A 24,637-nucleotide genomic window follows, 5' to 3' on the forward strand; every position below is an offset into this window, starting at 1 on the left:
TTATCCCTCCTTTTCGATTAATGATACCAGATTGTCTATTTCTTCCCGGGTGCGTTTTTCGGTCACGCAGAATAGGAGAGCGTCGTCGGTTCCCTCGACAGGAATACCGGCCAAGAAGCCTTTTTCTTCGAGATGTTTCAGGAGTGTGTCCCGATTCAAGGTCGTTTTTACGGCAAACTCTTTTAAGAACGGCTTGTCGAAACAGAGCGAAAATTTACCCGTTTCCAGTAATTTGTCGCACAGGTAGTGCGCTCCCGCATAGGATTTCTCATTGACTTCTTTCATTCCTTGTTTTCCCATTAGAGCCATGTATATCGTTACATACAGAGCCATGAGGGATTGGTTGGAACAAATGTTGCTGTTCGCCTTTTGGCGACGAATATGTTGTTCCCTTGCCTGTAAGGTAAGTACAAACGCCCGTTTACCGTCCACATCGGTTGTGGCTCCGACGATACGTCCTGGTAATTTCCGTACTAAATCGCGGGTGGCTGCGAGATAACCGACATAAGGGCCTCCGAAATTCAAAGGCATCCCCAATGTCTGTCCATCGCCGCAAGCGATGTCGGCTCCCCATTCGCCGGGCGTTTTCAGCACGGCCATAGCCGAGGGGTCGGCATAGACGATAAACAACGCTTTGTGTGCATGAGCATTGTCGGCGAATCCGGAAAAGTCTTCGATGATTCCATAGCGGTTCGGGGTACTTGCAATAACACCGGCCACATCGTCGGCTTCGAGCAGTTTCTCCATGACGGCTTTGTCGGTGACACCTTCTTTTTCGGGAATCATTTCCAGATTTACCCCGTGGAAACGGGCGTAGGTTTCGATAACCTCGATGACTCTGGGATTCAGTGTTTGGGAAACAATGACTTTATTGCGTTTCTTGGCATGGGCAATCGACATGAGCATGGCTTCGGCTGCGGCCGTAGCTCCGTCGTACATGGAAGCATTGCAACATTCCATACCGGTCAGCTCGCATATCATGCTTTGAAACTCGAATATATATTGTAGTGTTCCCTGAGAAATTTCGGGCTGATAGGGAGTATAGGCCGTGAGGTATTCCGAACGGGAGATAAGTTGGCCGATAACCGCAGGGGCATAATGGTCGTAAGCGCCGCCTCCGGCAAAGGGAATGAGTTTTTTGTTCGTCTTTCCTAATTCCCGAAAGTAGTTTCTGACTTCATCTTCGGACATCGATTTTTTCAAATCATAATCTTTGTCGAAGCGAATGTTTTCGGGAATCTCGGCATAAAGCTCATCGAGAGACGATAACCCTATCTTCCCCAGCATTTCGGAAATATCGGCTTCGGTATGCGGGAAATATTTGTACATGATGTGTTCCTCCGTCGATTATTCGCAAATGGCTTTGTAGGCTTCGGCATTCATCAGACTGTCCAGTTCGGCCTTATCGTTGATTTTAACTTTGCAAATCCAGTTCCCGAAAGCATCTTCGTTCAATAATTCGGGCTTGTCTTCCAGTTTGTCGTTAATCTCCACGACGATACCGCTGATGGGCGATAACAGGTCGCTGGCGGCCTTTACGCTTTCGACTGCACCGAACTCTTCTCCTTGATTCAGTTCGTCGTCCACTTCGGGAAGATCGACGTAAACGACATTACCTAATTGATGTTGTGCATAATCCGTGATACCGATATATCCAAATTCGCCTTCTACTTTTAACCATTCGTGTGATTCGGAGTAATAAAGTCCGTCTAATACTGTACTCATAATTATTTGTTTTTAAGTTGTCAATAAATCATTTTTTATAATTTTTTTCGTAGAAGCGTTTCTTAACAACCGTTCCTTTGAAAAATTTTTTGCGAATGTGTATCTCCACTTCGGTCCCCAATGCGGCGTGCGCACTGTCGATGAGAGCCATACATACACTTTTCCCGGTAGAGATTGAATTGTAACCCGTGGTGACGTGTCCGATGACTTTTCCATCGGCATAAACTTCGTAGCCGCTACGCGGAATGGCTTTGTCTGCTAATTCGATACCTACGATTTTTCTTTTTATGCCTTCTGCTTTTTGCAAAATGATGGCCTCTTTGCCGATGAATTCTTCCTTGTCGAGTTTTACGAACATACCCAACCCGGCTTCGATGGGAGTAATGTCTTTTTCGAGCTCATGTCCATACAGGGGAAGACCTACTTCGAACCGCAGCGTGTCGCGGCAACCTAATCCACAGGGAAGAACTTGTTTGGAATCCACCAATATATCCCATACCCGATTGATGAAATCGTGGCTACCGTATAGTTCGAAGCCGTCTTCTCCCGTATATCCGGTGCGCGATACGATTATCGTTTCGTTCTCGTATTTCATTTCTTTGCAGGTATAGAAAAGCAGGTCTTTCACATCGAGGTTCAGAAGTTTTTCTATGCAGGCTTCGGCGTGAGGTCCTTGTACGGCAACTTCTCCGTAGTAGTCCGACAAATTTTCTATTTTCAGATCATATCCGGTGCTATGTTCCACAATCCATTGGAAATCTTTTGCAATGTTCGATGCATTTACTACCAAGAAAAATCGCTCTTCTTCCATTTTGTAAACCAGCAAGTCGTCTACCGTTCCACCTTCGGGATACAGCATCATGCCGTAAAAGATTTTACCGATTTCGGCATTTCGAATATCGTTGGTGAAAATATGATTGATGTATCGCTCGCTATCGGGGCCTGTGATGAGAATTTCGCCCATGTGAGAAACGTCGAATATTCCGGCGGCATGGCGTACGGCATTATGCTCTTCGATGATTGTCGTATATTCGATGGGCATGTCGAATCCGCCGAATGGCATCATTTTGGCTCCCAAGTCGAGATGTTTTTGGTGCAGGCATGTTTTTAATATATCTTCCATAGTCAACAGGTTTTTTGTTATAGAATTTTTTAATTGTTATTGAATAATATATCGATGAAATTTTTTCTGCTCAGTTGGCGTATATAATTCTCGATGGGATTGTCATCGAGAATGCGGTTGACAGACTGAGGTGTGAAAGGAACGTTTTGAAATTTGTTCAAAAATTCGTCGATTTCTCCGACGAGAAAATAATCTCCTACTAAATTCATCGATTTGATGATTCCGTTTTTGATTTCCAATCGTATTTCTATTTCGCCGGCAGGGACGTAACCTTTCCGTATCCATGTGTAGCGGGGATTGTTTCCCAATATCCATTCGTCCCGGAGGTATTCCGTTTCTATTTTTTCAATGTGAACGATATCTTTTTGAGTCAGACATTCTTCGTGATCACAAAGTGACGAGCGTATGAATCTCTTGAATTCTTCGATGTCGATGTCGAGATATTCTTTAAGGTTGGTTACTCTTTTTCTGACGGATTCGATTCCCTTAGTAATGAGTTTCTCGTTGTTGGGGGTAATGGATAGAACCAAATCTTCGAGGTTGGTATCGAAGAGCATAGTACCGTGGACGATACTTCTGCCCGACGTGCGATAGAAAGCGTTTCCCGATACTTTTTTACCATCGACGGTAATATCGTTTCTCCCTGAGGCGACAGCTTTTACTCCTAGTTTGTTGAGTGTGTGAGCGATTAATTGCAGGTAACGGTCGAATGTGAAACTGACATTGAAATCGTCGGTAATATACGAGAACATGATGTTGCTGAAATCGGCATAGACACAACCCCCTCCCGATTTACGACGGTAATATTCTATTCTGTGAGAGCGGACATAGTCGAAATTGATTTCGTTTTCCATCAATTGGTTTCTTCCGAAAATGACCGTGGGATTGACCTGCCACATGAAAAAGCAATCTTCACCGGGCCGATTATGGGCTATGTATTCCTCCATAGCCAAATAGAAAGACAGACGGCGTACGGCCTTATCCGGTAGGGCGATATATTTCATAGGTATCAGGTCTGCTGAAATTATACCTTACAAATTTATATATTCTTTTGTAATGGGAAATACATTGACCCGAAATTTTCTTGAATTTTATTTTCGAGACGAAGAATCCTTTTATCTTTGCATAAAAGCGAAGAGTAATAAATTAGAGGTAAGAAAATGAAAGAGGGATTGAAATATAAAGGCGTAGATTTTTCGGATATTGAATCGGATAGAGAGTAGTTTTACGGGTGTACATTCGAAGAATGCAGTTTTGCCCGTGCAAAACTGACAAACGTATTATTTTCTCGGTGTGAGTTTATTCGTTGTGATTTTAGTTTATGTAAAATTTACGGAGTTTCTTTTCAAGATGTGAGATTCGTGGGGTGTAAGATGTTGGGGGGCGATTTTACCGGGTGTAAGGGATTGCTCTCTTCGTTTGATTTTGAGAAATGTCTGTTGCAGTTTTTTCGTTTATCGGTATGAAGTTGAAGTCATGTAACTTTATCGATTGCAATTTGGAAGAAGCGGATTTTACCGAATGTAATCTTGCGGAGGCTAATTTCGACCGTGCCGTATTAAATAGAACCGTATTTTTTCATACGAATTTAGAACAAGCCGATTTCTCTACCGCGATCGGATATGAAATAGATCCTCGTCATAATTCATTGAGAAAAGCCCGATTCTCTCTGGCGGAAGTAATCGGGCTTTTACGACCTTTCAGTATAGTGTAGATTAATTTAGAAACTGTTTTAAATTTATTGAGAAATAATATTATCATTTTAAGCAGGTATGTTCCGGCCATATTGCGCCCCAGTCTCGCATCTTGAATCCCTTGATTTTTGTCAATAGCCCGCTATTGACTGCATATCTCGGACTCCAATCTGCTTCAACATAGGTCTCGATCTGTCTCGGAATAAATTTAAAACAGCTTCTTAGTAATTTTAGATATTCACTTGATTTACCGTGTGTCCTTCCAAATATTGCCGGATATTGTCGGTTGCAATCTTCATCAATCTTTCCCGAGCTTCGAAAGTGGCCCATGCGATGTGAGGAGTGATGAAACAATTACGGGCGTGTATAAGCGGATTGTCTTTTCGAGGAGGTTCTTGCGATAGGACATCTACCCCGGCCGCTTTAATTCGACCTTCGTTCAAAGCGTCGGCCAAATCCTGCTCGTTAACGAGAGGCCCCCGTCCTGTATTGATGACAATGGCCGATGGCTTCATAAGCCCGATGGTTCGGGCGTTTATCAGATTACGAGTCGTGTCGGTCAAAGGGCAATGCAGGGTGATTACATCGCTTTCGGCTAGTAAGGTCTCCAATGTTACGGGAGTGACATAGTCGGGCAGTTGGTCTTTCTTTTTCGATGTTTGGGCTAAAACATTCATTCCGAAAGCATGAGCGATTCTTGCGACTGTGCTGCCTATATTACCGAACCCGATGATACCGATATTTTTTCCTGCAATTTCGAATATGGGACTTTTTTGAAAAGTGAAATCTTTACAGTCCGCCCATTCTCCCGATTTCACACATTGTGAATGGGCGGCAACGTCGCTGGCTATGTTGAGCAGATGTGCAAATACCATTTGTGCGACCGACTCGCTGCTGTAAGCCGGTATATTGGTAACTGCGATACCTCTATTCTTTGCCGCTTCTACATCGACGATATTATACCCGGTGGCTAATACACCGATGTAGCGTAAATGAGGTAGTTGCTCCAATGTGGTTGCGCTCAATGGAGTCTTGTTTGTGAGAACGATGTCGGCCAAAGCAGCCCGCGATACGATTTCGTCAACAGAGGTACGGTCATAAACGGTGAATTCACCCATTCTTTCGATACCCTCCCACGACAAATCTCCGGGATTCAAACCGTATCCGTCGAGCACGACAATGCGATGAGACTTGCGTTTCTCTTCGATGACGTTTTCTGTTGCGTTTTTCAGCTCTTCCCACGATAGCTCGTCAGCTTTTACTTTGTATCCGTCGGTCACTTTCCACTCTCTCATAATCTCTTTTATTTAATGTCAATGGCATTTTTTACTTTTTCATCGGTCAATGCTATTTTCAGGACATCGGTAATGTTTTTTACATAGTGGAATGTGAGTCCTTTCAAATAGGACTCTTTGATTTCCTCTATGTCTTTTCGGTTTTCTTCGGAGAGTATGATCTCTCGTATTCCTGCACGTTTGGCCGCGAGGATTTTTTCTTTGATACCGCCTACGGGAAGGACTTTTCCCCGTAACGTGATTTCACCCGTCATAGCTAAATGGTCTTTCACTTTTCGTTGGGTAAAAGTCGAGGCCAGCGAAGTTACCATCGTAATACCGGCCGAGGGACCGTCTTTGGGTATAGCGCCCTCCGGCACATGGATATGTACGGCCCATTTATCGAAGATGTCTTCATCGATACCCAATAGCGAAGCATGCGATTTGATATATTGCAAGGCAATTACCGCCGATTCTTTCATTACATCGCCCAAGTTCCCGGTCAAGGTGAGCTTTTCTCCTTTCGACTTGCTCAGGCTTGACTCGACAAACAGAATCTCGCCTCCGACTGCTGTCCATGCCAGTCCCGTTACGACACCGGCATAGTCGTTGTTTTCATATTTGTCCCGGTTGTATTCCTGAGCGCCCAAATATTCGTGTAGATCGTCGATAGAAAGGGTGGGGTTATATTCTTTACCGGAGGCTTTCAGTCGAGCGACTTTTCGCATGATGCGGGCTATTTTTTTATCGAGTTCCCGAACGCCCGATTCGCGGGTATATTGGTCGACTATTGCAGCCATTACTTTTTTGGGAATAACGACATCACCTTCCTTTAATCCGTGATTTTCGAGTTGTTTCGGTACTAGATGCCGACGTCCTATCTCTACTTTCTCTTCGATAATATATCCACTGATGTCGATTAGTTCCATGCGGTCGAGCAGAGGTTGGGATATGGTATTTAAATTGTTGGCAGTAGCGATGAACAAAATTTTCGACAAATCGTAATCGATGTCGATGTAGTTGTCGTGAAACGCATTATTCTGTTCTGGATCCAATACTTCAAGTAAGGCCGAAGCCGGATCGCCTTTGAAATCGTTTCCTATTTTGTCTATCTCGTCCAATACGAAAACGGGGTTCGAGCTTTTTGCTTTGATGAGCCCTTGTATGATGCGTCCCGGCATTGCTCCTATGTAGGTACGGCGATGTCCTCTTATTTCGGCTTCGTCATGTAGGCCGCCTAATGAGATACGGATATATTTTCTGTTCAACGCTTCTGCGACAGATTTTCCCAACGAAGTTTTTCCTACGCCCGGAGGACCATACAGACAGATGATAGGTGATTTCATGTCACCTCTTAATTTCAGCACAGCCAAATGTTCGATGATACGTTCTTTGACTTTATCCAATCCGTAGTGATCTTTGTCTAATTGTTTCTGGACATGATTGAGGTTGAAATTATCTTGGGTATATTCGTTCCACGGAAGCTCTAACAACGTGTCCAAATAGGTATATTGTACAGAGAAGTCGGGCGATTGAGGGTGTAGTCTTTCGAGTTTTCTCATTTCTTTTTCGAAAATCTCGGCAGTTTTACTGTCCCATTTCTTTTTTTCGGCTCGTTCACGCAATTCCTGAATATCTTGGTCTTGCATGTTCCCACCCAATTCTTCCTGTATGGTGCGTATCTGTTGTTGCAGGAAGTGCTCTCTTTGTTGCTGATTCAAGTCTTCGCGCGTTTTGGACTGTATGTCGGCCTTGATTTGTAAGAGTTGAGCCTCTTGTGTCAGCATTTCATAGAGTTTGAACAAACGTTCTTTGATATTGCTGATGGTGAGCAATTCTTGCTTTTGGGTTGCAGATAACGGAATATTCGCACCTAAGAAATTGACCAAATAATGCGCACTATCTATATTCCGAATGGCAAATACCAATTCTTTGGCTTGTTCTCCGATATTTTTCAACAGTTCGAAAGTCAAGTCTTTCAAGGCAGAAACCAAAGCCTCGAATTCCTTGTCGTTGGCATCGGGTAAAATTTCATTTTCCAGCGATACATTGGCTCTCATATAAGGGAACGTTTCGGTAATTTCGTCGATTCTAAACCGTTTCATTTTCCCTTGCAATATGACAGTCGTACTCTCGTCGGGCATTTCCAGAATCTTGATGATTTCACCGATAACTCCTACTTCGTATAAATCGTCTTTTCCCGGATCCTCTACGGCGGCATCTCGCTGACAAACCACACCGATAGGGGTGTGACTGTTTTGGGCATCTTTGATCAACTGTAAGGATTTGGTTCTTCCTACGTTGACAGGGATAGCCACTCCCGGGAATAATACCATATTGCGTAATGCAAGAATGGGCAATCCTTTTGTATTTAAAGTCTTACATTCCGAATCGTTTTGTCCTGATATTTCTGTAAACAGAGGCATAATCGATGGTGTATTTTCGTCGTTTTCGCAGATCATATAATTGTTCTTAGGTGTATGATTAAATATTGACATTTTGACAGGTTTAGGTTTGTCGTTTTTTCATTAAACCTATTTTTACCTATCGTTTTACTCTATTGTACAAGTCGCGTGCCAAAGTTAAGCAAATAGCATGGCATTGTCGAAATTATTATGTTTTTTTGTTTATTTTGCAGGGCAAATGATTGATGGTATGGCAAATTCTTTTTTTAAGTTTAAACAGTTTACGATACATCAGGAGCGTTCGGCAATGAGAGTCGGTACTGACGGCGTATTATTGGGCGCTTGGAGCAGAGTGGAAAAATCGAATCGCATTTTGGATATCGGTACAGGAACAGGATTGATAGCGATTATGGCGGCTCAACGTTCATTGGCTCGAATCGATGCCGTAGAATTGGACTTCGGTGCGGCCAGTGAGGCGGCGTTCAATGTCTCTCTTTCTCCGTGGAAGGATAGGATAACGGTATATTGTATGGATTTTTGTAGGTTTTACGATAAAACTACAAAGCCGGTGTATCATCATATTTTATCTAATCCTCCTTATTTCATAGATTCTTTGCTCCCTCCCGATGGCAAGAGAGAACGGGCTCGACATACGGGAACTCTTGATTATGAAGTTTTGTTCGAGGGTGCGTTCTATTTATTGTTGCCCGATGGGAAGTTATCTTTGGTATCTCCGGCCGATTTACAAGAACATCTTATTTTTATTGCTTCGTTGTATGGATTCTATCCGGTGCGGTTTACTTATGTTTCGGGTATTTCGGGTAAAGCTCCTAAACGATTGTTGTCGGAGTGGAGTAGAGCTCGTAGACCATTGGAAGAAAATGCTTTTTCCATAGAGAAAAGAGGGGAGGGATACACTCTTGAATATATAATGCTTACTCGTGATTTTTATTTGAAGATGTAGTCACTGAAACAATTACGGTGTCCCATGTGTTGTATAGCAAAGATTGTATCATTTAAAATAAATAATTATGGATATTGCAACAATGCATTTTTGGGGAAAGACCAAATATTGGTGGGCTTTGATTATTACGGGTATATTGATGATCCCTTGCGGATTGTGGCTATGGTTTCAACCGGCATTGGGATACGAGGTGTTATCTCTGTTGTTAGGGTGGCTTTTGATTCTTTTTGGAATTGTTCAGCTCATTGTATCGGGCAATGTTAAACAAAAAGTTCGAGGATGGGGTTGGTGGCTTGCCGGTGGAATTATCGATATACTTATCGGGTTTATATTAGTCGGGAATTTATCTTTCAGCGAGGCTGTGCTCCCTTTCTTTTTTGCCTTTATTTTTGTGTATAAAGGGATTGCGAATTTGTTTTCTGCATTGAATATGGTTTCTACCCATAGATATTGGTGGTTGTATTTGGTTAACGGGTTGTTATTGTTGATACTTGGATTGTTATTCTTCGCTTCACCTTTTACGGCTGCGTTTTCTATTATTTTTTTGTGTGCGGCTGCCTTTATTTATTGGGGTTTTTCTCTTATTTTCTTCGGTTATTCTTTGAGACCCGTGGAACAATAGGGGAAAAGGAATTATTCGGTAGGTTTCAAAGCGCTCTCCATAAGGGGGCGCTTTTTGTTTAAGGGAGTTAAAACCTTTTGTGAAGGCTCTTTATAAAGTGGAAAAGAGTATATTTGTAAAAATTATAGGAGTGGGATGCAGCATTTAGTCTGTTTTTAGACTCTTTTTAATAAAGGTCATTAAACTATTCTTGCAAAAGAGAGTCTAATAGATATAATTTCAATAGAGTAATTTAAGATTAAGGAGAGATGATTATGAAAACAAAAAAATTTGCCCTGTTGATTATATTGTCGATGTTGGTGACGGGTTTTGCCGGGGCAGGCTCGTATATAGTCGAAGATGATATTTATTATAATCCGAACGATAAAAATCCTGTTGTAGAAAAGAAAGAAAAAGAGGCCCAGAAAGAACTTCAAGAGAAGGCTGCGGTTAAAAAAACATTGATGGCAACGTCGGATAATCACTTTCGAGATGTCGATGAATATAATCGTCGTGGAGAATCTTCCGATATGACGCTTGAAGATATTGCGGCCAATCAGAAAGAAGATTATGTAGAATACAATGTGGTCGATGAAAATGGTGACGACGGATATTATTTGAATGGTTTTAACGGCTCCGATTCGGATTATGAATACGCTTTGCGCATTCGCCGTTTCCACAATCCAAAGTTTGTCGTTTCGGTAAGCGACCCATTCTATTCCGATATTTATTTTTTGGATAATAACGATTGGAATGTTTATATCTCGGATAATTATGCGTGGGTAACCCCGACATGGACAAATCCGTGGTATTGGAATTATACATGGGCGCCATATTCTTATACCAGCTGGTCTTGGCGTTGGAGTTTGGGTCCGTGGGGATTCTCGTTCGGATATGATCCTTTTTACAGTTGGGGCGGTTGTTGGGGCTGGAATTCATGGTATCGTCCTCCTTTCTACCACCATCACCATCATCATTATTATGATCGTCCTTACTATGGTTGGAACAGACCGTATCGTCCTCAGTACACTCCCAACGGCCGCACTCCTAACCGCTATGGCGGTAGTGCGATATCTTCCGGGAACTCTGCTGCATCGAGCAGGCGGCGTGCGACTGTCGGCACAGGGACTTCGGGAAATACGACCGGTCGTCGTACGGTTGGAAATGTAACTTCTACATCGGGCGGACGCGGTTCGCAATCGGTAAACGGAGTACGTACAAATCGAGGCACTGTAATAAGCAATAGTTCCAATTCGAATGGCAACCGGGGGTATAGTTTCGGGGAGGCAAATTCTTCCAGAAGGGGGAATTCCTCATTTTCAGGAACGGTTTCTAACCCGTCGAGTAGTCAAAGTAGAAGACAGACGACCATCAATAATAATACAAACTCTTCGAGAAGAAATTATAATAGTATAGGAAATGGTGGACGAGGTAGTTCCTCGTATAATCGCAGTACACCTTCTTCCAATCGAAATTCGGGTTACTCGAATAGTTCTTCGTCGAGTCGTCGTTCCTCCGGTAGTTATTCTGCTCCGTCTCATTCTTCTTCGTCGAGAGGAAGTGGAACGTCTTCCCGGGGAAGTAGCAGTAGCGGACGTGGTGGACGCAGATAAATAGGGTTGAATTTTCAAAATGAGACATATGAAGAATGTGAGATATGGTTTGGCATTGGCTGCTCTATGTAGCAGCTCAATGCTTTTCAGTCAGGGAGTTGTTGATGCTTTGAAATATTCTCAACAAGACATACGGGGAACGGCTCGTTATATGGGTATGGCGGGCGCTTTTGGCGCATTAGGAGGGGATATTACGACATTGAGCCAGAATCCGGCAGGTATAGGAGTTTATCGTAATTCCGATATAGCTGCAACGATAGACCTTTCCAATCAAGTAAGTTCGGTGAATACGGCTGGAAATAGAATGTCCGATAGCAAGTTTAATGTTTCATGTAATAATTTTGGCTTTGTATGGACTGTCCGTTTTAATCAGGAAGCCTTGAAAAATTTGAATTTCGGTTTTGCCTATAATAAGCAAAAATCGTTTGACCGCTCCTATAAAGCCGGCTATTCGGGGATAACCGGAGCCAGTTCGCTTTCGGGGTATATTGCCCATTTATCCGAAGGTTATTATGTTGCGGATTTAGCTTATCCAGACAATAGTGGGAGTAGCTATGACCCGTATAACAATAATCCGTGGTTGAATGTATTGGGATATCAGTCCTATTTGATAAATCCAAAAAGTACGACAGGAGATTCATGGAATAGTATAGTAGGAAACGGTACGAATACAGCGGGAGATCTTTATGTTCGGGAGAAAGGTTCGATCGATGAATACAACTTTAATGTCGGAGGAAATATCTATAACGTATTTTATTGGGGGTTAGGAATTGCCGTTACCGACTTTTCTTATGATATTCAAAGCGGGTATGGTGAAAACTTTACGGGAGGATATATCTCATCGGGTAGCCCGAATGTGGACGGCTGGTACTTAATGAGAAATGCATTACATACGAACGGATCGGGGATAAAAGTCAATTTGGGTGTCATTATGAGAGTCACCGATAATTTCCGTTTGGGCTTTGCTTTCCATACTCCTAATTATTATAAAATGACCGATTCGTATGTGGCATCGGTGAAATATGATTTTAATGAATCGGGGACACGTTATGACGATTTAGCCGAAACACCGAGTGGAAGTTATGATTATGAATTTCAATCTCCGTGGCGTATGATAGCCAGTGCTGCTTATGTTTTTGGACAAAGTGGAATTTTAAGTTTTGATTACGAGTATACATCTAGTAATAATATGTCGTTCGACGATCCCTATTCGGTCGATGCTTTTTATAAAACTAATCAGGAAATTACGGAGATGGTTTCTCCTATGCATACATTTAAAATCGGAGGCGAATTTCGTATTACACCCCAAATTAGTGCCCGTTTAGGATATGCTTATCAGACTTCCCCTGTGAAATCGGAATACAGGTCGGGACGCGAAATTCCTACGGCCGGAACGCTTACGATGTTTACCTTAGATAGAGAGACCAATTATTTTACGGTAGGGTTGGGATACCGCTTTTCGAATGTTTATGTAGATATGGCTTATATGCATCGCTACCGTCGTAGCGAACTTTTCCCGTTCTCTCCGTTGCCGGCTGCTGTGGATAATCCTTATAATCCAGATCAGACAGAGCCGTCGTTGGCCATTTCGCCTCAGATATCTTCGTTGACGGACCATAATAATTCTTTTGTTTTGACTTTGGGTGTAAAGTTCTAAGACAGAACGGAAATATATTTTGAAAGAGCGACTTAAAATCTAAGTTGCTCTTTTGTTTTTTATTGAAAAGAAATGTATATCTTTGAAAAGATATGGAAAAATTCCATGACAAGATGGAAGAAAATTTTGTGATAGATACAGGGAATAAAGAATTTCAAGACGCTTTGAGCTTGATTCAATATACATCTCAGTCAGTTTTTTTGACAGGGAAAGCGGGTACGGGCAAATCTACTTTTTTGAAATATGTGTGCGAGCATACCAAAAAGAAATATGTAGTTCTGGCCCCGACAGGAGTGTCGGCGATTAATGTGGGTGGTAGTACGATTCATTCTTTTTTTAAGATGCCGTTTCGGCCCATGTTGCCCGACGATCCCGATTTGAGTTTGGCGGGAGGAAGAATATATGAATTATTAAAATACAATAAGAAGCAGCGACAGTTGCTGCGTGAAGTGGAATTGATTATTATCGATGAAATATCGATGGTACGGGCCGATATGATTGATTTTATCGATCGTGTGTTACGGGTTTATTCGGGTAATATGAGGTTTCCTTTCGGTGGCAAGCAGTTATTGTTAGTAGGCGATGTATATCAATTGGAGCCGGTTGTGACTTCCGATATGCGAGATATTCTTAGTCGGTTTTATTCTAATTTCTATTTTTTTTCGGCACGGGTTTTTAGAGAAATGTCGTTGGTCCCTATCGAGTTGCAAAAAGTGTACCGACAGCAAGATGAGCGTTTCGTAGAAGTATTGGATAAAATAAGAAACAATACTGCGACGAGAGAAGAACTCGATTTGTTGAATAGCCGTTATCTCCCGCAATATGAACCTGAGAAAGATAATTTCTCGATTACATTGGCGACTCGTAGGGATCAGGTGGACTATATCAATGAAAACCGACTATCTGGATTGCCGGGGAAAGAATATACATTTACGGGGACGATAAAAGGTGATTTCCCTGAGGGGAGTTTGCCTACTTCGTTGGAACTGGTCGTAAAGACCGGAGCCCAAGTGATTTTTATAAAGAATGACCCGGAACGCAGGTGGGTGAACGGGACGATAGGAATGATTTCGGATATAACGCCCGATGAGAAAATCGAGGTGGTGCTTGAATCGGGTGAGATGTATGAGTTGGAGCGTTGTGTTTGGGAGAATATCAAATATACCTACAATGAAAAAGAAAAGACTATCGAGGAAAGTGTATTGGGCACTTTTTTACAATTTCCCATTCGTTTGGCTTGGGCTATTACCGTGCATAAGAGTCAGGGATTGACGTTTAATCGCGTGATTGTCGATTTTACGGGAGGGGCTTTTGCCGGGGGACAGACGTATGTGGCTTTGAGTCGATGCCGCTCTTTGGAAGGTATTGTGTTGAAACGGCAGATCACGCATCGGGATATATTCGTAAATCCCGATATCGCACGGTTCAGCAAAGGTTTCAACGATTCTGTTTTGATAGAACAGTCATTGAAGCTCGCACAAGCCGATCGTCTGTATGTCGAGGCTGTGAATGCTTTCGACGAAGGCGATTTTGACAAGATGTTACAAAGTTTTTTCAAGGCTATCCATACGAGATATGATATTGAGAAACCCGTAATTCAGAGGTATATTCGTAAAAAATTGAACGTTATCAATCAGTTGCGTGTTAAAAATCGGGAGCTTCAACAGGCGTTGTCCGATAAGAATACCGTATTGCGTAAATATGCACATGAATATTACCTATTAGGGAACGAGTGTATAACTAAGGCAAAGGATGTGCGGGCGGCTTTGGCTAATTTTGACAAAGCATTGTCTCTCGATCCTACGTTGATCGATGCATGGGTAAGGAAAGGAATTACGCTCGAAGATCAAGGCGATGAACATGGAGCTATGGCGTGTTACAATGAAGCTGTAAGGTTGAGCCCGTTGAGTTTTAAAGCTCTATATAATCGGGGTAAATTACGCTATAAACAAGGCGATTATGAAACGGCATTATCCGATTTTGCAAAAGCCGTTAAACAAAAACCGTTACATGCTACGGCGCACGATCGACTTGGAGATACTTTTATCAAGCTGGAAATGCCCGATATGGCCGCTCGTCATTGGGCTATTGCAGAAGAGTTGAGGGAGAAAAAACAACAGAACAACAAATAAATAATAACTATGATGAACAAAGGTCTGAAAAAAGGATTGAAGATTACCGGAGTAACCGTGGCGGTTATCTTGGTATTCATGCTTGTCTTGCCATTTATGTTTAAAGACAAAGTGATAACTATTGTGAAAAAAGAGGCCAATGAGATGTTGAATGCCAAGCTCGATTTTGAATCGCTCGATATCAGTCTCTTTTCGCATTTCCCGAGTGCGTCTATCGAATTGAATGGTTTGACACTTTCGGGTATAGATGATTTTGAAAACGACACGTTGGTTTCTGCTGAATCCATCGATGTGGCTGTAAATGTAATGAGCCTGTTTAGTGACAAAGGTTTCGATGTGAATTACGTCGTTTTGGACAAGCCGTCGATAAAAGCGGTGAAGTTGGCCGATGGACGGGTGAATTGGGATATTATGAAACCGGATACGGCCGATGTGGAAGAAGAAAAAACGGTCGAAGTAGAGGGCGAATCTTCTTTCCGTCTGAAATTGAAAAATTTTAAGATAGCCGATGCTACGATCGTTTATGTGGACGATTCCACGCATATGCAATTCTATACCGATAAACTGAATTTGAAGCTATCGGGCGATATGAGTGCCGATATGACCGATATAGACAGTAAATTGTCCTGTAAAGATATTTACTTCGCGATGGGGGGTATTTCTTATTTGAAACAGGCTGAGGCCGGAGCGAAGTTAACGGTATCGGCCGACTTGAAGAATAATAAATTTATTTTGAAAGAAAACACGTTGAGCTTGAATGCCATTGTCCTGAATCTCGATGGTTGGGTAGCGCTCCTCGACGATGGGGCTATGGATATGGACTTAAAGATAAACACTTCTGAGATAAACTTTAAAGAGATACTTTCTTTGATACCGGCTATATATCAGAATAATTTCGATAAATTGCGCACGACAGGCAATATGTCGCTTACGGCTTTTGCAAAAGGGCGAATGGCCGGTGAGAATATGCCCCAGTTCGGGCTAACGCTCGGTGTGAAAGATGCTACACTTAACTATGAAGGAATGCCGGCTTCGGTCGATGGAATCAATATAGGTGCTTCGGTGAGCAATCCGGGCGGAAGTCTGGATAAAACAATTATCGATTTATCGGAATTTCGTCTCTCTATGGCAGGCAATCCTTTCAAGGCCGCGCTGTATGCCTCTACACCTATATCGGATTTGAATTTCAAGGCTACTGCCGACGGTACGGTTCATTTGGGGAAAATCAAGGATATTTATCCTTTGGGCGATTCTATAACCCTGAGTGGTATCGTTACCGCCGATTTGCAATTTGCAGGCCGTATGTCCGATATTGAAAAAGAAAATTATCAGAATATAAGAGGAGAGGGAACACTGACTGTCGCCGACATGGATTTAACGATGAAAGGTTTGCCTGCCGTCGCAGTGAAAAAGGCGCAGGCTTCGGTTTCGGCCAAAGCCATGTCGTTGTCTCAGCTCGATGTTAAGGTCGGAAAGAGCGATATTCAAGCCCATGGTTCTTTATCCAATTATCTGGCGTACGTTTTGAAAAATGAGACTATAAAAGGCTCTTTGACGGTGACTTCGTCGCTGCTTGACCTGAACGAATTGATGAGTGACTCGGAAACTTCGGGGGAAGAGACCGTCGAAGCCGATACAACGACTCTTTCTGTGATAGAAGTTCCTAAGAATATCGATATGACTTTAAGTGCCGACTTCAAGAAAATCCTTTTCCAAAAGATGGAACTCGATAATGTGACGGGTAAACTTATCGTTGCTGACGGTGCTGTACGAATGACTCCGTTGAGCTTGAACGCATTCGGTGGAGCAATGGTGGCGAATGGTATTTATAGTACGGCCGAGAGCGTTGTTCGTCCTATGGTTAATTTTGACCTCGATATACAAAAAGCCTCTTTTGAAAAAACGTTCGAGCAATTGGACATGATTCAGAAGATTGTCCCCATTTTTGCTAAAACCGGTGGAACATATTCCGTTAAGGTCGACCTGAAATCTGCTCTGGATAGTCAGATGTCGCCCGATTTAAGTTCTTTGACAGCCGATGGTGTCATTCAATCCAACGATATTCAATTACAAAATATCGAAGTATTCAGCCAGTTGGCAACGCTGTTGAAAAATGATAAATTGAAGAATATCGAAGCGAAAGATTTGAAAATCTCTTTTACCATTAAGGACGGTAAAGTAAAGACTTCGCCTTTTGATATGAAGCTGGGTAATATTACAATGAATCTTTCTGGTGTTACAGGCCTTGATCAGACGATTGATTATCGAGCTAAAATCAATATTCCGGGGGCCGGGGCTTTAAGTAATGTTTCGGCGACGATAGGAGGAACGTTCTCCAAGCCATCTATTAAGTTGAATACCGATGAGGTTGTTAAGAATGCCGTGACGAATGTGATTGCTTCGGAAGTTTTGGGAGTGGATGCCGAAGATATAGAAGCTCAAAAAGCCGCTATTCGTAAGCAGGCCGAAGAGGCGGGAAATAAATTGATCGCTACGGCGAAATCGGAGAGCGAGAAGCTCATTTCCAAAGCATCGAATCCTTTGGCGAAAGTCGCAGCTCAGGCAGCCGGTAAGAAATTGGTGGAAGAAGCAGAGAAACAAGCTCAGAAGTTAAAGAACGAGGCCGAGAAATTGATAGAGAAACAATATGGTGGGTCGGAATAAGAAAATTCCGATTGAAAGAAAAAGGGAGACGAGATTCGATTTCGTCTCCCCTTTTTGTGGAAAGAAGAGGAGAAGCCTTTTGTAAACTCGAAATATTGTTCCAAAGTGCGGGAACATTATCCGATAACTCCCATCAGATATGCTCTTACAAGTTTATTGATTATCTTGGTCGCCGATAAAAGAAAAGAAGGTGAAAATAGGTATAAATTTTTGTTGCGTATTGGCGATTCTTAGTGCTGATGCGCTATCATTGAACGCAAATGTGACTGTGCCCGATTCGGTAGCGGAGCCGGGTGTTGAACAAATGGATACTTTGGTGGTAGAGAGCAATGGAGAACCTGAAATCAATTCTTTGTTCCAGTTAGGTAGCAATGTCCCGACGCATTTAAATGTGGCTGCACCGGCAAAAAAACGTCCGTGGTTGGCTGGTGCAGAGGTAGTGGCGGAAGATCTTTTGTTTCATGTGCTTACCCGATATCTTATTAAAGAGGACTATGCTCAAATTTCATGGTCATCGATAAAAAACAATTTTAAGACCGGCTTGTTGTGGGATAACGACAAGTTCGAGACTAATCTTTTTTCACACCCATATCAAGGTAATCTTTATTACAGCAGTGCCCGTTCCAACGGATTGAATTTTTGGGAATCTGCACCTTATGCTCTCTTGGGAAGTTCTATTTGGGAATGGTTTATGGAGACACAACCGGCCTCGATCAACGATATAATGTCTACAACCTTTGGCGGAATGGCCTTAGGGGAAACAACCTATCGTCTGTCTTCGTTGGTCTTGAACGGACAGGCTAGGGGGTGGGAGAGGGCATCCCATGAGTTAGTCGCCGCGTTTTTAAATCCGGTACGGGCAGTCAATCGTTTGATGACAGGGGAAGCGTGGCGTATAGGTCCTCGGTATGTGGATAAAGAAGCGACTATCCCGTTTCATTTTCGATTTGAGGCCGGGTATCGTATGCTCGATAACATTAGGGAAGGCAAGAACAGAAGTATACATGTCGGGTGTATGGATTTCTCGTTGATTTATAACGACCCGTTCGAAATTGAAGGGAATGTTCCGTTCGAACATTTTACAGCTCGAATGTTGTTCAATATGTTCGCCCATCAACCCATTATCGGGGACGTAAATATTTGCGCTTCTATATGGGGCCGGGAACATGATTATAAAAATGGGAATGAATTGTTTGCCGGTATATTCCAGAATTATAGCTATTACAATAGCGGAAGAATGGATAATGAGTCGAACGAAGTGCCGTTTCGCATTTCCGAGACTGTATCCTATGGCCCCGGTGTTTTATATCGCATGAAACTGCATGAAAATAACACTTTGGCCTTGAACGGATTTGTGTCGGGAGTGGCTCTTGGCGGTGCTTTGTGCGATTATTATCAATTTCACGACCGTGATTACAATATGGGAAGCGGATATAGTATCCGCCTCAACGGCTTGTTTACTTTGCAGCGTCGGTTCGGCATTTATTTGGGATTTGAGAATTACCATATTTTCACGTGGAAGGGGTATGAGCATAAGGACTATGAAAATATGAATCCTCATTATCTCGATGCACAAGGCGCTGTCGGAGACGCTCGTTTGCAGATGATGAATCTACGTGGTTCGTTTGCTATTAGTCCAAAGGTGGGTATCTCTGCCGAAACAGCTTGGTGTCGGCGAAAATCACATTATAAATATTTCCCCGATGTTCTGTCCGACACATTTGAATTTCGGCTTATGTTTTCATATCATATTTGAGATATTTACTAAATTTATACATAGTAAAATATGAATATGAAAACACATATTTTTCTTGTTTTTATGCGTTATGCCGAGTTTTTATATCCCATATTGCAAAAACACATGGGGCAATAAATCGTCTGTTTATTAGATTTATTCCGATCGTCGCTGTGTATTGGGGAAAACGATAGGTGTATATTTTGTACTATTCTGTATAATATTATATATTTGTTGTGTAAAATATACCAATAGTATGGTGAAAGATATAATTTCACTCGTTCGGCCTCAACAGTGGCTTAAAAATGTATTTATTTTTCTTCCGATATTTTTTAGCCGGAAGTTGGGTGACGGGGCTTGTTTGAGCTCCGCATTGATTGCTTTTGTTATTTACTGTTTGGTCGCTGGGTCTATATATTGTTTGAATGATATTTGCGATAGAGAATCCGATCGCTTGCATCCGACTAAGTGCCGGCGACCTATCGCTTCGGGTATAGTATCGGTGGGAGCCGGATATGGTATAATGGCTCTGTTGTTGGTCTTGGCAATCGCTTTGACATTTGTTTATGATTCAACCGTACGGCACGTGTTGCTGATAAATGTCGGTATTTATTTTATTTTGAATATAGCCTATTGTTTTTGGTTGAAACATATTGCGTTGGTCGATGTTTTTGTGATATCGATAGGCTTTGTGTTAAGGGTTCTTGCGGGTGGAGTCGTTACGGGGATATGGATTTCGCCGTGGATTATCTTGATGACGTTTCTGTTGGCTCTGTTTTTGTCGTTTGCCAAAAGGCGGGACGACGTACTCATTTATGAGCGGACCGGAGATAAGATGAGGCTTAATATAGCCCGTTATAATTTGGAGTTTATCAATATGGCGATAACTCTTGTCGGGGTTATCGTGGTCGTTTGTTACATTATGTATACTGTATCACCGGAGGTGATCGAAAGAATGGGGACCTCCAATCTCTATCTGACTACGATATGGGTTTTGGCTGGAATCTTACGTTATTTGCAGTTGACAGTGGTAGATAAGAATAGCGGCAGTCCTACAAAGATATTGATACACGACCGGTTTATCCATGTTTGTATCGTGGGCTGGGTTCTGTCTTTCGGGGTTCTGATTTATTTTTGAGGAATATGAGAATTGCTGTTTTCGATTTTGATGGAACGGTTACTACCAAAGATACACTTTTGGAATTTATCAAATTTGTGAGAGGACCTGTTTCGTTCTATGCGGGTTTTCTTAGGTATGCTCCGCAACTTTTGGCGTATAAATTAGGGCTTTATCCGAATTGGAAGGTGAAGCAACAAATATTTTCTCATTTTTTCAAAGGAATGAGGTTGGAGGATTTCAATCGGTTGTGCGAGGAATTTTTTCAAAAGGAAGGAAAGGCTCTTGTTCGGCAAAGTGCAAGGATTGCTATATGGGAACAATTGCAGAAATGCAATAGGGTTTTTATTGTAAGTGCAAGTATTTATAATTGGATCAAACCTTTTGCTTCCGATTTAGGTATCCGGGACATATTATCTACCGAGATCGAAGTGGACGGTGAAGGTTGTCTGACCGGTTTCTTTTCGAATAAAAATTGTTATGGACAGGAGAAGGTTGTGAGGCTGCTGGAACAGATTCCCGATTTAGAAAATAATTACTTGATCGTATATGGCGACAGTAAAGGGGATTCGCAGCTATTGAAATATGCCAACGAATCCCATTACCGTGCCCTGTGATCGATTCCTCTTTGGGGGATAGCGGTCTTATACTGTAATCAATTCGTATTGCATAACTCCTAATCCGATCTTTTGTGCATGTTCGAGTCCGGCTTGCCAATTGGTATCGGGGTGCATCAGATGGAATTTATCGGCGCCTTCGAGATGTTCGTGCGGGTGTTTCTCAGTCAGACAACTGCCATTGATTGCCGGTGCTGCGATGACCATATCGGCGCAAGCCTTGTCCAAAGCGACCGGGTCGAATGATGCGAGTATTCCCAAATCGGGGATAATGGCGGCATCGTTGTGATTCCAACAGTCGCATTCAGGTGAAACATTCATAATGAAACTGATGTGGAAATGAGGCTTGTCCTTCAATATGGCTTGGGTATATTCGGCTATTTTATAGTTCAAACGTTCAGATGTATCGCATTCTCCCATTACGGCTGCATCGTGTTGGCATAAAGCGACACATTGCCCGCAACCGACACATTTGGTATAATCTATTTCGGCTTTATGGTTTTGGTTCAAGTGTATGGCATCGTGGGCGCAATGCTTGACACAGATGTTACAGCCTTTACAGTTCTCTGTTTCGATTTTGGGTTGAGAATTACAGTGCAATTCTAGTTTACCGCCTACGCTCGCTCCTCCCATTCCTAAGTTTTTTAAAGCACCGCCGAATCCGGCTTGCTCATGACCTTTGAAGTGAGTCATTGAGATAACTATATCGGCATCGGCTAATGCCGATCCAATTTTCGGAGCCTTGCAGTACTCCCCATTTAAAGGTATTTCACGGTATTCCGTTCCTTTCAAACCGTCGGCGATAATGACTTGGCATTGTGCTGAAATGGGGTTATATCCATTTTCCATGGCGCTTTGTAAATGGTCTACCGCGTTGGCACGTCGTCCGGAGTAGAGCGTGTTGCAGTCGGTAAGGAAGGGTTTTGCTCCCCAAGAGCGGAGTAGGGTTGCCAGTCGAGCTGCATAGTTCGGACGGAGATATGCTAAATTTCCCGGTTCTCCGAAGTGTATTTTTATAGCTACGAATTGGTCTTTGAAATCGATACTTTCGATTCCGGCTCGTTTGATTAAACGCTCCATCTTGTCGAGTAGATTGCTCGAAGGAGTCGTGTGCAGATTGGTAAAGAATACTTTGGATTTATCCATAGAAATTTGTTTTAAGTTAGTGGTAGAAAATGTAAAATCTATCGTTAAAACGGCGATGTTCGATTTTCCCGGTAGACTGTTCGTTTCTTACATTTGTTGCAAAAATAAGGAAAAATCATGATTGTATTATTATCTTTTATTTTATTTGATATGAATAAAATTAATTATATAATAAATAAAATTGAAGATTGTTTGTCGTTTTATCATGATTGTATTATTTTTGTGTCATAAGAAGTAAATGAAAATATATATGAAACAATTAAGATTAATCATTTTATTCTCTATTTTGTCTTTGTCGGTAACTGTGAGGGCTATGGAGGAACAATCGGTGTCATTGGATACACCTACGGGAAAAATTAACGGTAAAATAGGATTACCGGATGCTAAAAAGCCACCGATAGTTTTGCTGATAGCCGGTTCGGGGCCTACCGATATGGACGGAAATACGAATTCCGGCGGATTTTCTATGAAGAATAATTCATTGAAATTGTTGGCGGAGGGGTTGGCGCAGCGAGGTATTGCGACTCTCCGTTTCGATAAAAGGGGAATTGCTTCGAGTTCTGCGGCTACTAAAAAAGAGAGAGACCTTAGGTTCGAAGATTATGTGACAGATGTTCAGGGCTGGATAGATCGGCTGAGCGAGGATAGTCGTTTTTCCGATGTATTTGTTTTGGGGCATAGTGAGGGTTCTTTGATTGGTATGTTGGCGAGTGTCGATAATCCGAAGGTAAAAGGTTTTATTTCGTTGGCAGGAGCCGGTCGGCCGGCTTATGATATAATAGAAGAGCAACTGTCGGGGCAACCGGCAGAGGTCCGGCATCTGGTAAAATCGATCAACGATTCGCTGAAAGCTGGAAAGGAAGTATCCAATATTCCTATGGGATTGATGACTTTATTCCGTCCATCTGTTCAACCTTATCTTATATCGTGGTATCGGTATAATCCACAAGAGGTGATTGCGAAATTGAGGCAGCCGGTATTGATTTTACAAGGCGATAAAGATGTACAGGTGTCGGAGGAGGATGCCAAACTGTTGAAACAATCTTTACCGAAGGCACAATTCCAGATTTTGAAAGATATGAATCATGTGTTGAAAACGTGTGAGTCGGTCGATATGCAAGTTCAGCAGGCTACTTATGCTAATCCCGATTTACCCGTTCAAGAGGATTTATTGATAACGATTGAAAAATTTGTGAAACGATGACGACAAGTGTGACTAGAAAAAAATTGCCCTTGCGGTGTCCTGCATGCGATGCTCCGCTTAGAGTATCAAAAATGATTTGCGGTCGTTGTGCGACAGAGGTGTCGGGAGAATTTGAACTACCGGTTTTGACCAGCTTGAATGAAGAAGAGCTACGATTTATGCTTGAATTTGTAAAAGCGAGCGGCAGTTTGAAGGATATGGCGAAAAAGATGGGGGTAAGTTATCCTACTGTGCGCAATTATTTAGATGATTTAATAGAGAAACTCAATAACATGGAAGAAAATGAAAGATAGTTGGAAATTTATATCGAATCCTTTTTATAAAGTAGCCGGTTATAAAGCTGCCGGGTGGGGGATATTGGGCATAGTTATAACGACTGTGATCGCTTATGGGGCAGATGTGCATTTTCATGGATTGCTTCATTATGGTGGAGCTCCTCATAGCGAGTGGTGGTGTTTTGTCGTGGAGCATTTGGTGATTTGGTTGATACCTTCGTTATTGGTTTATATATTGAGCCTGTTTTGCAGTCGTTCCCATGTTCGTCCGATAGACGTTCTAGGAACAGTTGCTTTTTCCCAGCTGCCTTTTGTTTTGTTGGCTTTGTGCATGACTTTCCCACCGGTACGGCATTTCATGTCCATACAGTCGTTACAGGCCATAGAGGATGCGCTATCCGATAAAATGTTTCTTTTTTCGGCTATTTGGATAGGGGCTTTGAGTCTTTTGATTGCGATCTGGGTTTTGTATTGGATATTTCGAGCTATTTCGGTTTCTTGTAATTTAAGGGGGCGTAATTTGTGGATTGTGTTTATTGTAGGAACTTTCGGCGGAGATATTCTTTGTCGTTATTTAATAGGGCTGTGTTATTAAAAAGCTGTTTTAAATTTATTGAGAAATAATATTATCATTGCAAGCAGGTATGTTCCGGCCATATTGCGCCCCTGTCTCGCATCTTGAATCCCTTGA

At 42.3% G+C, this 24,637-nt stretch carries 20 protein-coding genes and 1 pseudogene; 14 read left to right on the forward strand and 7 right to left on the reverse strand.

The window, feature by feature from the left end:
* From gcvPA to HMPREF9448_RS07165, 4 genes are read right to left on the reverse strand one after another with little or no spacing between them, the layout of a single operon-like run.
* Entirely contained in the window at positions 1-1,329 is a 1,329-nt protein-coding gene (gcvPA, locus tag HMPREF9448_RS07150; protein WP_008861922.1) for an aminomethyl-transferring glycine dehydrogenase subunit GcvPA, read from the reverse strand.
* 18 nt (positions 1,330-1,347) lie between these two features.
* Positions 1,348-1,725: a glycine cleavage system protein GcvH gene (gcvH, locus tag HMPREF9448_RS07155; protein WP_008861923.1), complete on the reverse strand. Its 378-nt coding sequence runs from the start codon at positions 1,723-1,725 to the stop codon at positions 1,348-1,350.
* 28 nt (positions 1,726-1,753) lie between these two features.
* Positions 1,754-2,848, reverse strand: coding sequence for a glycine cleavage system aminomethyltransferase GcvT (gcvT, locus tag HMPREF9448_RS07160; protein ID WP_008861924.1), 1,095 nt, complete (start codon positions 2,846-2,848; stop codon positions 1,754-1,756).
* Positions 2,849-2,877: 29 nt separating this feature from the next.
* Positions 2,878-3,852, reverse strand: a complete 975-nt coding sequence (locus HMPREF9448_RS07165) for a lipoate--protein ligase (protein ID WP_008861925.1) — start codon at positions 3,850-3,852, stop codon at positions 2,878-2,880.
* Between the two features lie 231 nt (positions 3,853-4,083).
* Here HMPREF9448_RS07165 and HMPREF9448_RS15000 point away from each other — a divergent pair.
* Together HMPREF9448_RS15000 and HMPREF9448_RS14430 are read left to right on the forward strand one after the other, a co-directional pair.
* Positions 4,084-4,314: pseudogene (locus HMPREF9448_RS15000) on the forward strand (pentapeptide repeat-containing protein); the annotation flags it as partial.
* Positions 4,311-4,562 carry a pentapeptide repeat-containing protein gene (locus HMPREF9448_RS14430; RefSeq protein WP_008861926.1) on the forward strand — a complete coding sequence of 84 codons (252 nt, stop codon included), beginning with the start codon at positions 4,311-4,313 and terminating at the stop codon, positions 4,560-4,562. The pseudogene HMPREF9448_RS15000 and the gene HMPREF9448_RS14430, both read left to right, overlap by 4 nt.
* Positions 4,563-4,772: 210 nt before the next feature.
* Here the strand turns inward: HMPREF9448_RS14430 and HMPREF9448_RS07175 are convergent, their stop codons facing one another.
* The gene (locus HMPREF9448_RS07175) at positions 4,773-5,837 is read right to left on the reverse strand and encodes a D-2-hydroxyacid dehydrogenase (protein WP_008861927.1); all 1,065 of its coding nucleotides are present in this window, start codon (positions 5,835-5,837) and stop codon (positions 4,773-4,775) included.
* A gap of 8 nt (positions 5,838-5,845) precedes the next feature.
* Positions 5,846-8,278 carry an endopeptidase La gene (gene lon, locus HMPREF9448_RS07180; protein WP_371417637.1) on the reverse strand — a complete coding sequence of 811 codons (2,433 nt, stop codon included), beginning with the start codon at positions 8,276-8,278 and terminating at the stop codon, positions 5,846-5,848.
* 193 nt (positions 8,279-8,471) lie between these two features.
* On the opposite strand from lon, the gene HMPREF9448_RS07185 reads away from it, so the two are divergent.
* From HMPREF9448_RS07185 to HMPREF9448_RS07230, 9 genes are all read left to right on the forward strand, one after another.
* Entirely contained in the window at positions 8,472-9,185 is a 714-nt protein-coding gene (locus HMPREF9448_RS07185; RefSeq protein ID WP_040296109.1) for a tRNA1(Val) (adenine(37)-N6)-methyltransferase, read from the forward strand.
* Between the two features lie 67 nt (positions 9,186-9,252).
* Positions 9,253-9,807 carry an HdeD family acid-resistance protein gene (locus HMPREF9448_RS07190; protein ID WP_008861930.1) on the forward strand — a complete coding sequence of 185 codons (555 nt, stop codon included), beginning with the start codon at positions 9,253-9,255 and terminating at the stop codon, positions 9,805-9,807.
* 254 nt (positions 9,808-10,061) lie between these two features.
* Positions 10,062-11,399 carry a hypothetical protein gene (locus HMPREF9448_RS07195; protein ID WP_008861931.1) on the forward strand — a complete coding sequence of 446 codons (1,338 nt, stop codon included), beginning with the start codon at positions 10,062-10,064 and terminating at the stop codon, positions 11,397-11,399.
* A gap of 28 nt (positions 11,400-11,427) precedes the next feature.
* The gene (locus tag HMPREF9448_RS07200) at positions 11,428-13,056 is read left to right on the forward strand and encodes an OmpP1/FadL family transporter (protein WP_008861932.1); all 1,629 of its coding nucleotides are present in this window, start codon (positions 11,428-11,430) and stop codon (positions 13,054-13,056) included.
* Between the two features lie 92 nt (positions 13,057-13,148).
* The gene (locus HMPREF9448_RS07205; RefSeq protein WP_008861933.1) at positions 13,149-15,188 is read left to right on the forward strand and encodes a tetratricopeptide repeat protein; all 2,040 of its coding nucleotides are present in this window, start codon (positions 13,149-13,151) and stop codon (positions 15,186-15,188) included.
* A gap of 9 nt (positions 15,189-15,197) precedes the next feature.
* Complete coding sequence (locus HMPREF9448_RS07210; RefSeq protein ID WP_229033563.1) at positions 15,198-17,852, forward strand: AsmA-like C-terminal region-containing protein; 2,655 nt, start codon at positions 15,198-15,200, stop codon at positions 17,850-17,852.
* A gap of 190 nt (positions 17,853-18,042) precedes the next feature.
* The gene (locus HMPREF9448_RS07220; RefSeq protein ID WP_008861935.1) at positions 18,043-19,608 is read left to right on the forward strand and encodes a DUF3943 domain-containing protein; all 1,566 of its coding nucleotides are present in this window, start codon (positions 18,043-18,045) and stop codon (positions 19,606-19,608) included.
* Between the two features lie 235 nt (positions 19,609-19,843).
* Entirely contained in the window at positions 19,844-20,725 is an 882-nt protein-coding gene (locus tag HMPREF9448_RS07225) for a decaprenyl-phosphate phosphoribosyltransferase (protein ID WP_008861936.1), read from the forward strand.
* Positions 20,726-20,730: 5 nt separating this feature from the next.
* A complete protein-coding gene (locus tag HMPREF9448_RS07230) occupies positions 20,731-21,321 on the forward strand; it encodes an HAD-IB family hydrolase (RefSeq protein ID WP_008861937.1) in 591 nt (196 codons plus the stop codon).
* A 27-nt stretch (positions 21,322-21,348) separates the two neighbouring features.
* Here the strand turns inward: HMPREF9448_RS07230 and HMPREF9448_RS07235 are convergent, their stop codons facing one another.
* The gene (locus HMPREF9448_RS07235) at positions 21,349-22,467 is read right to left on the reverse strand and encodes a DUF362 domain-containing protein (RefSeq protein ID WP_008861938.1); all 1,119 of its coding nucleotides are present in this window, start codon (positions 22,465-22,467) and stop codon (positions 21,349-21,351) included.
* Positions 22,468-22,717: 250 nt separating this feature from the next.
* Here HMPREF9448_RS07235 and HMPREF9448_RS07240 point away from each other — a divergent pair, with 250 nt between their 5' ends.
* From HMPREF9448_RS07240 to HMPREF9448_RS07250, 3 genes are read left to right on the forward strand one after another with little or no spacing between them, the layout of a single operon-like run.
* Entirely contained in the window at positions 22,718-23,671 is a 954-nt protein-coding gene (locus tag HMPREF9448_RS07240; RefSeq protein ID WP_008861939.1) for an alpha/beta hydrolase, read from the forward strand.
* A complete protein-coding gene (locus HMPREF9448_RS07245; protein ID WP_008861940.1) occupies positions 23,668-23,964 on the forward strand; it encodes a DUF2089 family protein in 297 nt (98 codons plus the stop codon). Before HMPREF9448_RS07240 ends, HMPREF9448_RS07245 begins: the two co-directional genes overlap by 4 nt.
* A complete protein-coding gene (locus HMPREF9448_RS07250; RefSeq protein WP_008861941.1) occupies positions 23,954-24,541 on the forward strand; it encodes a hypothetical protein in 588 nt (195 codons plus the stop codon). The genes HMPREF9448_RS07245 and HMPREF9448_RS07250 overlap by 11 nt, the downstream gene beginning before the upstream one ends.
* The last annotated feature ends 96 nt before the right edge of the window (positions 24,542-24,637 follow it).

The organism is Barnesiella intestinihominis YIT 11860 (assembly GCF_000296465.1).
Classification (GTDB): Bacteria; Bacteroidota; Bacteroidia; order Bacteroidales; family Barnesiellaceae; genus Barnesiella; species Barnesiella intestinihominis.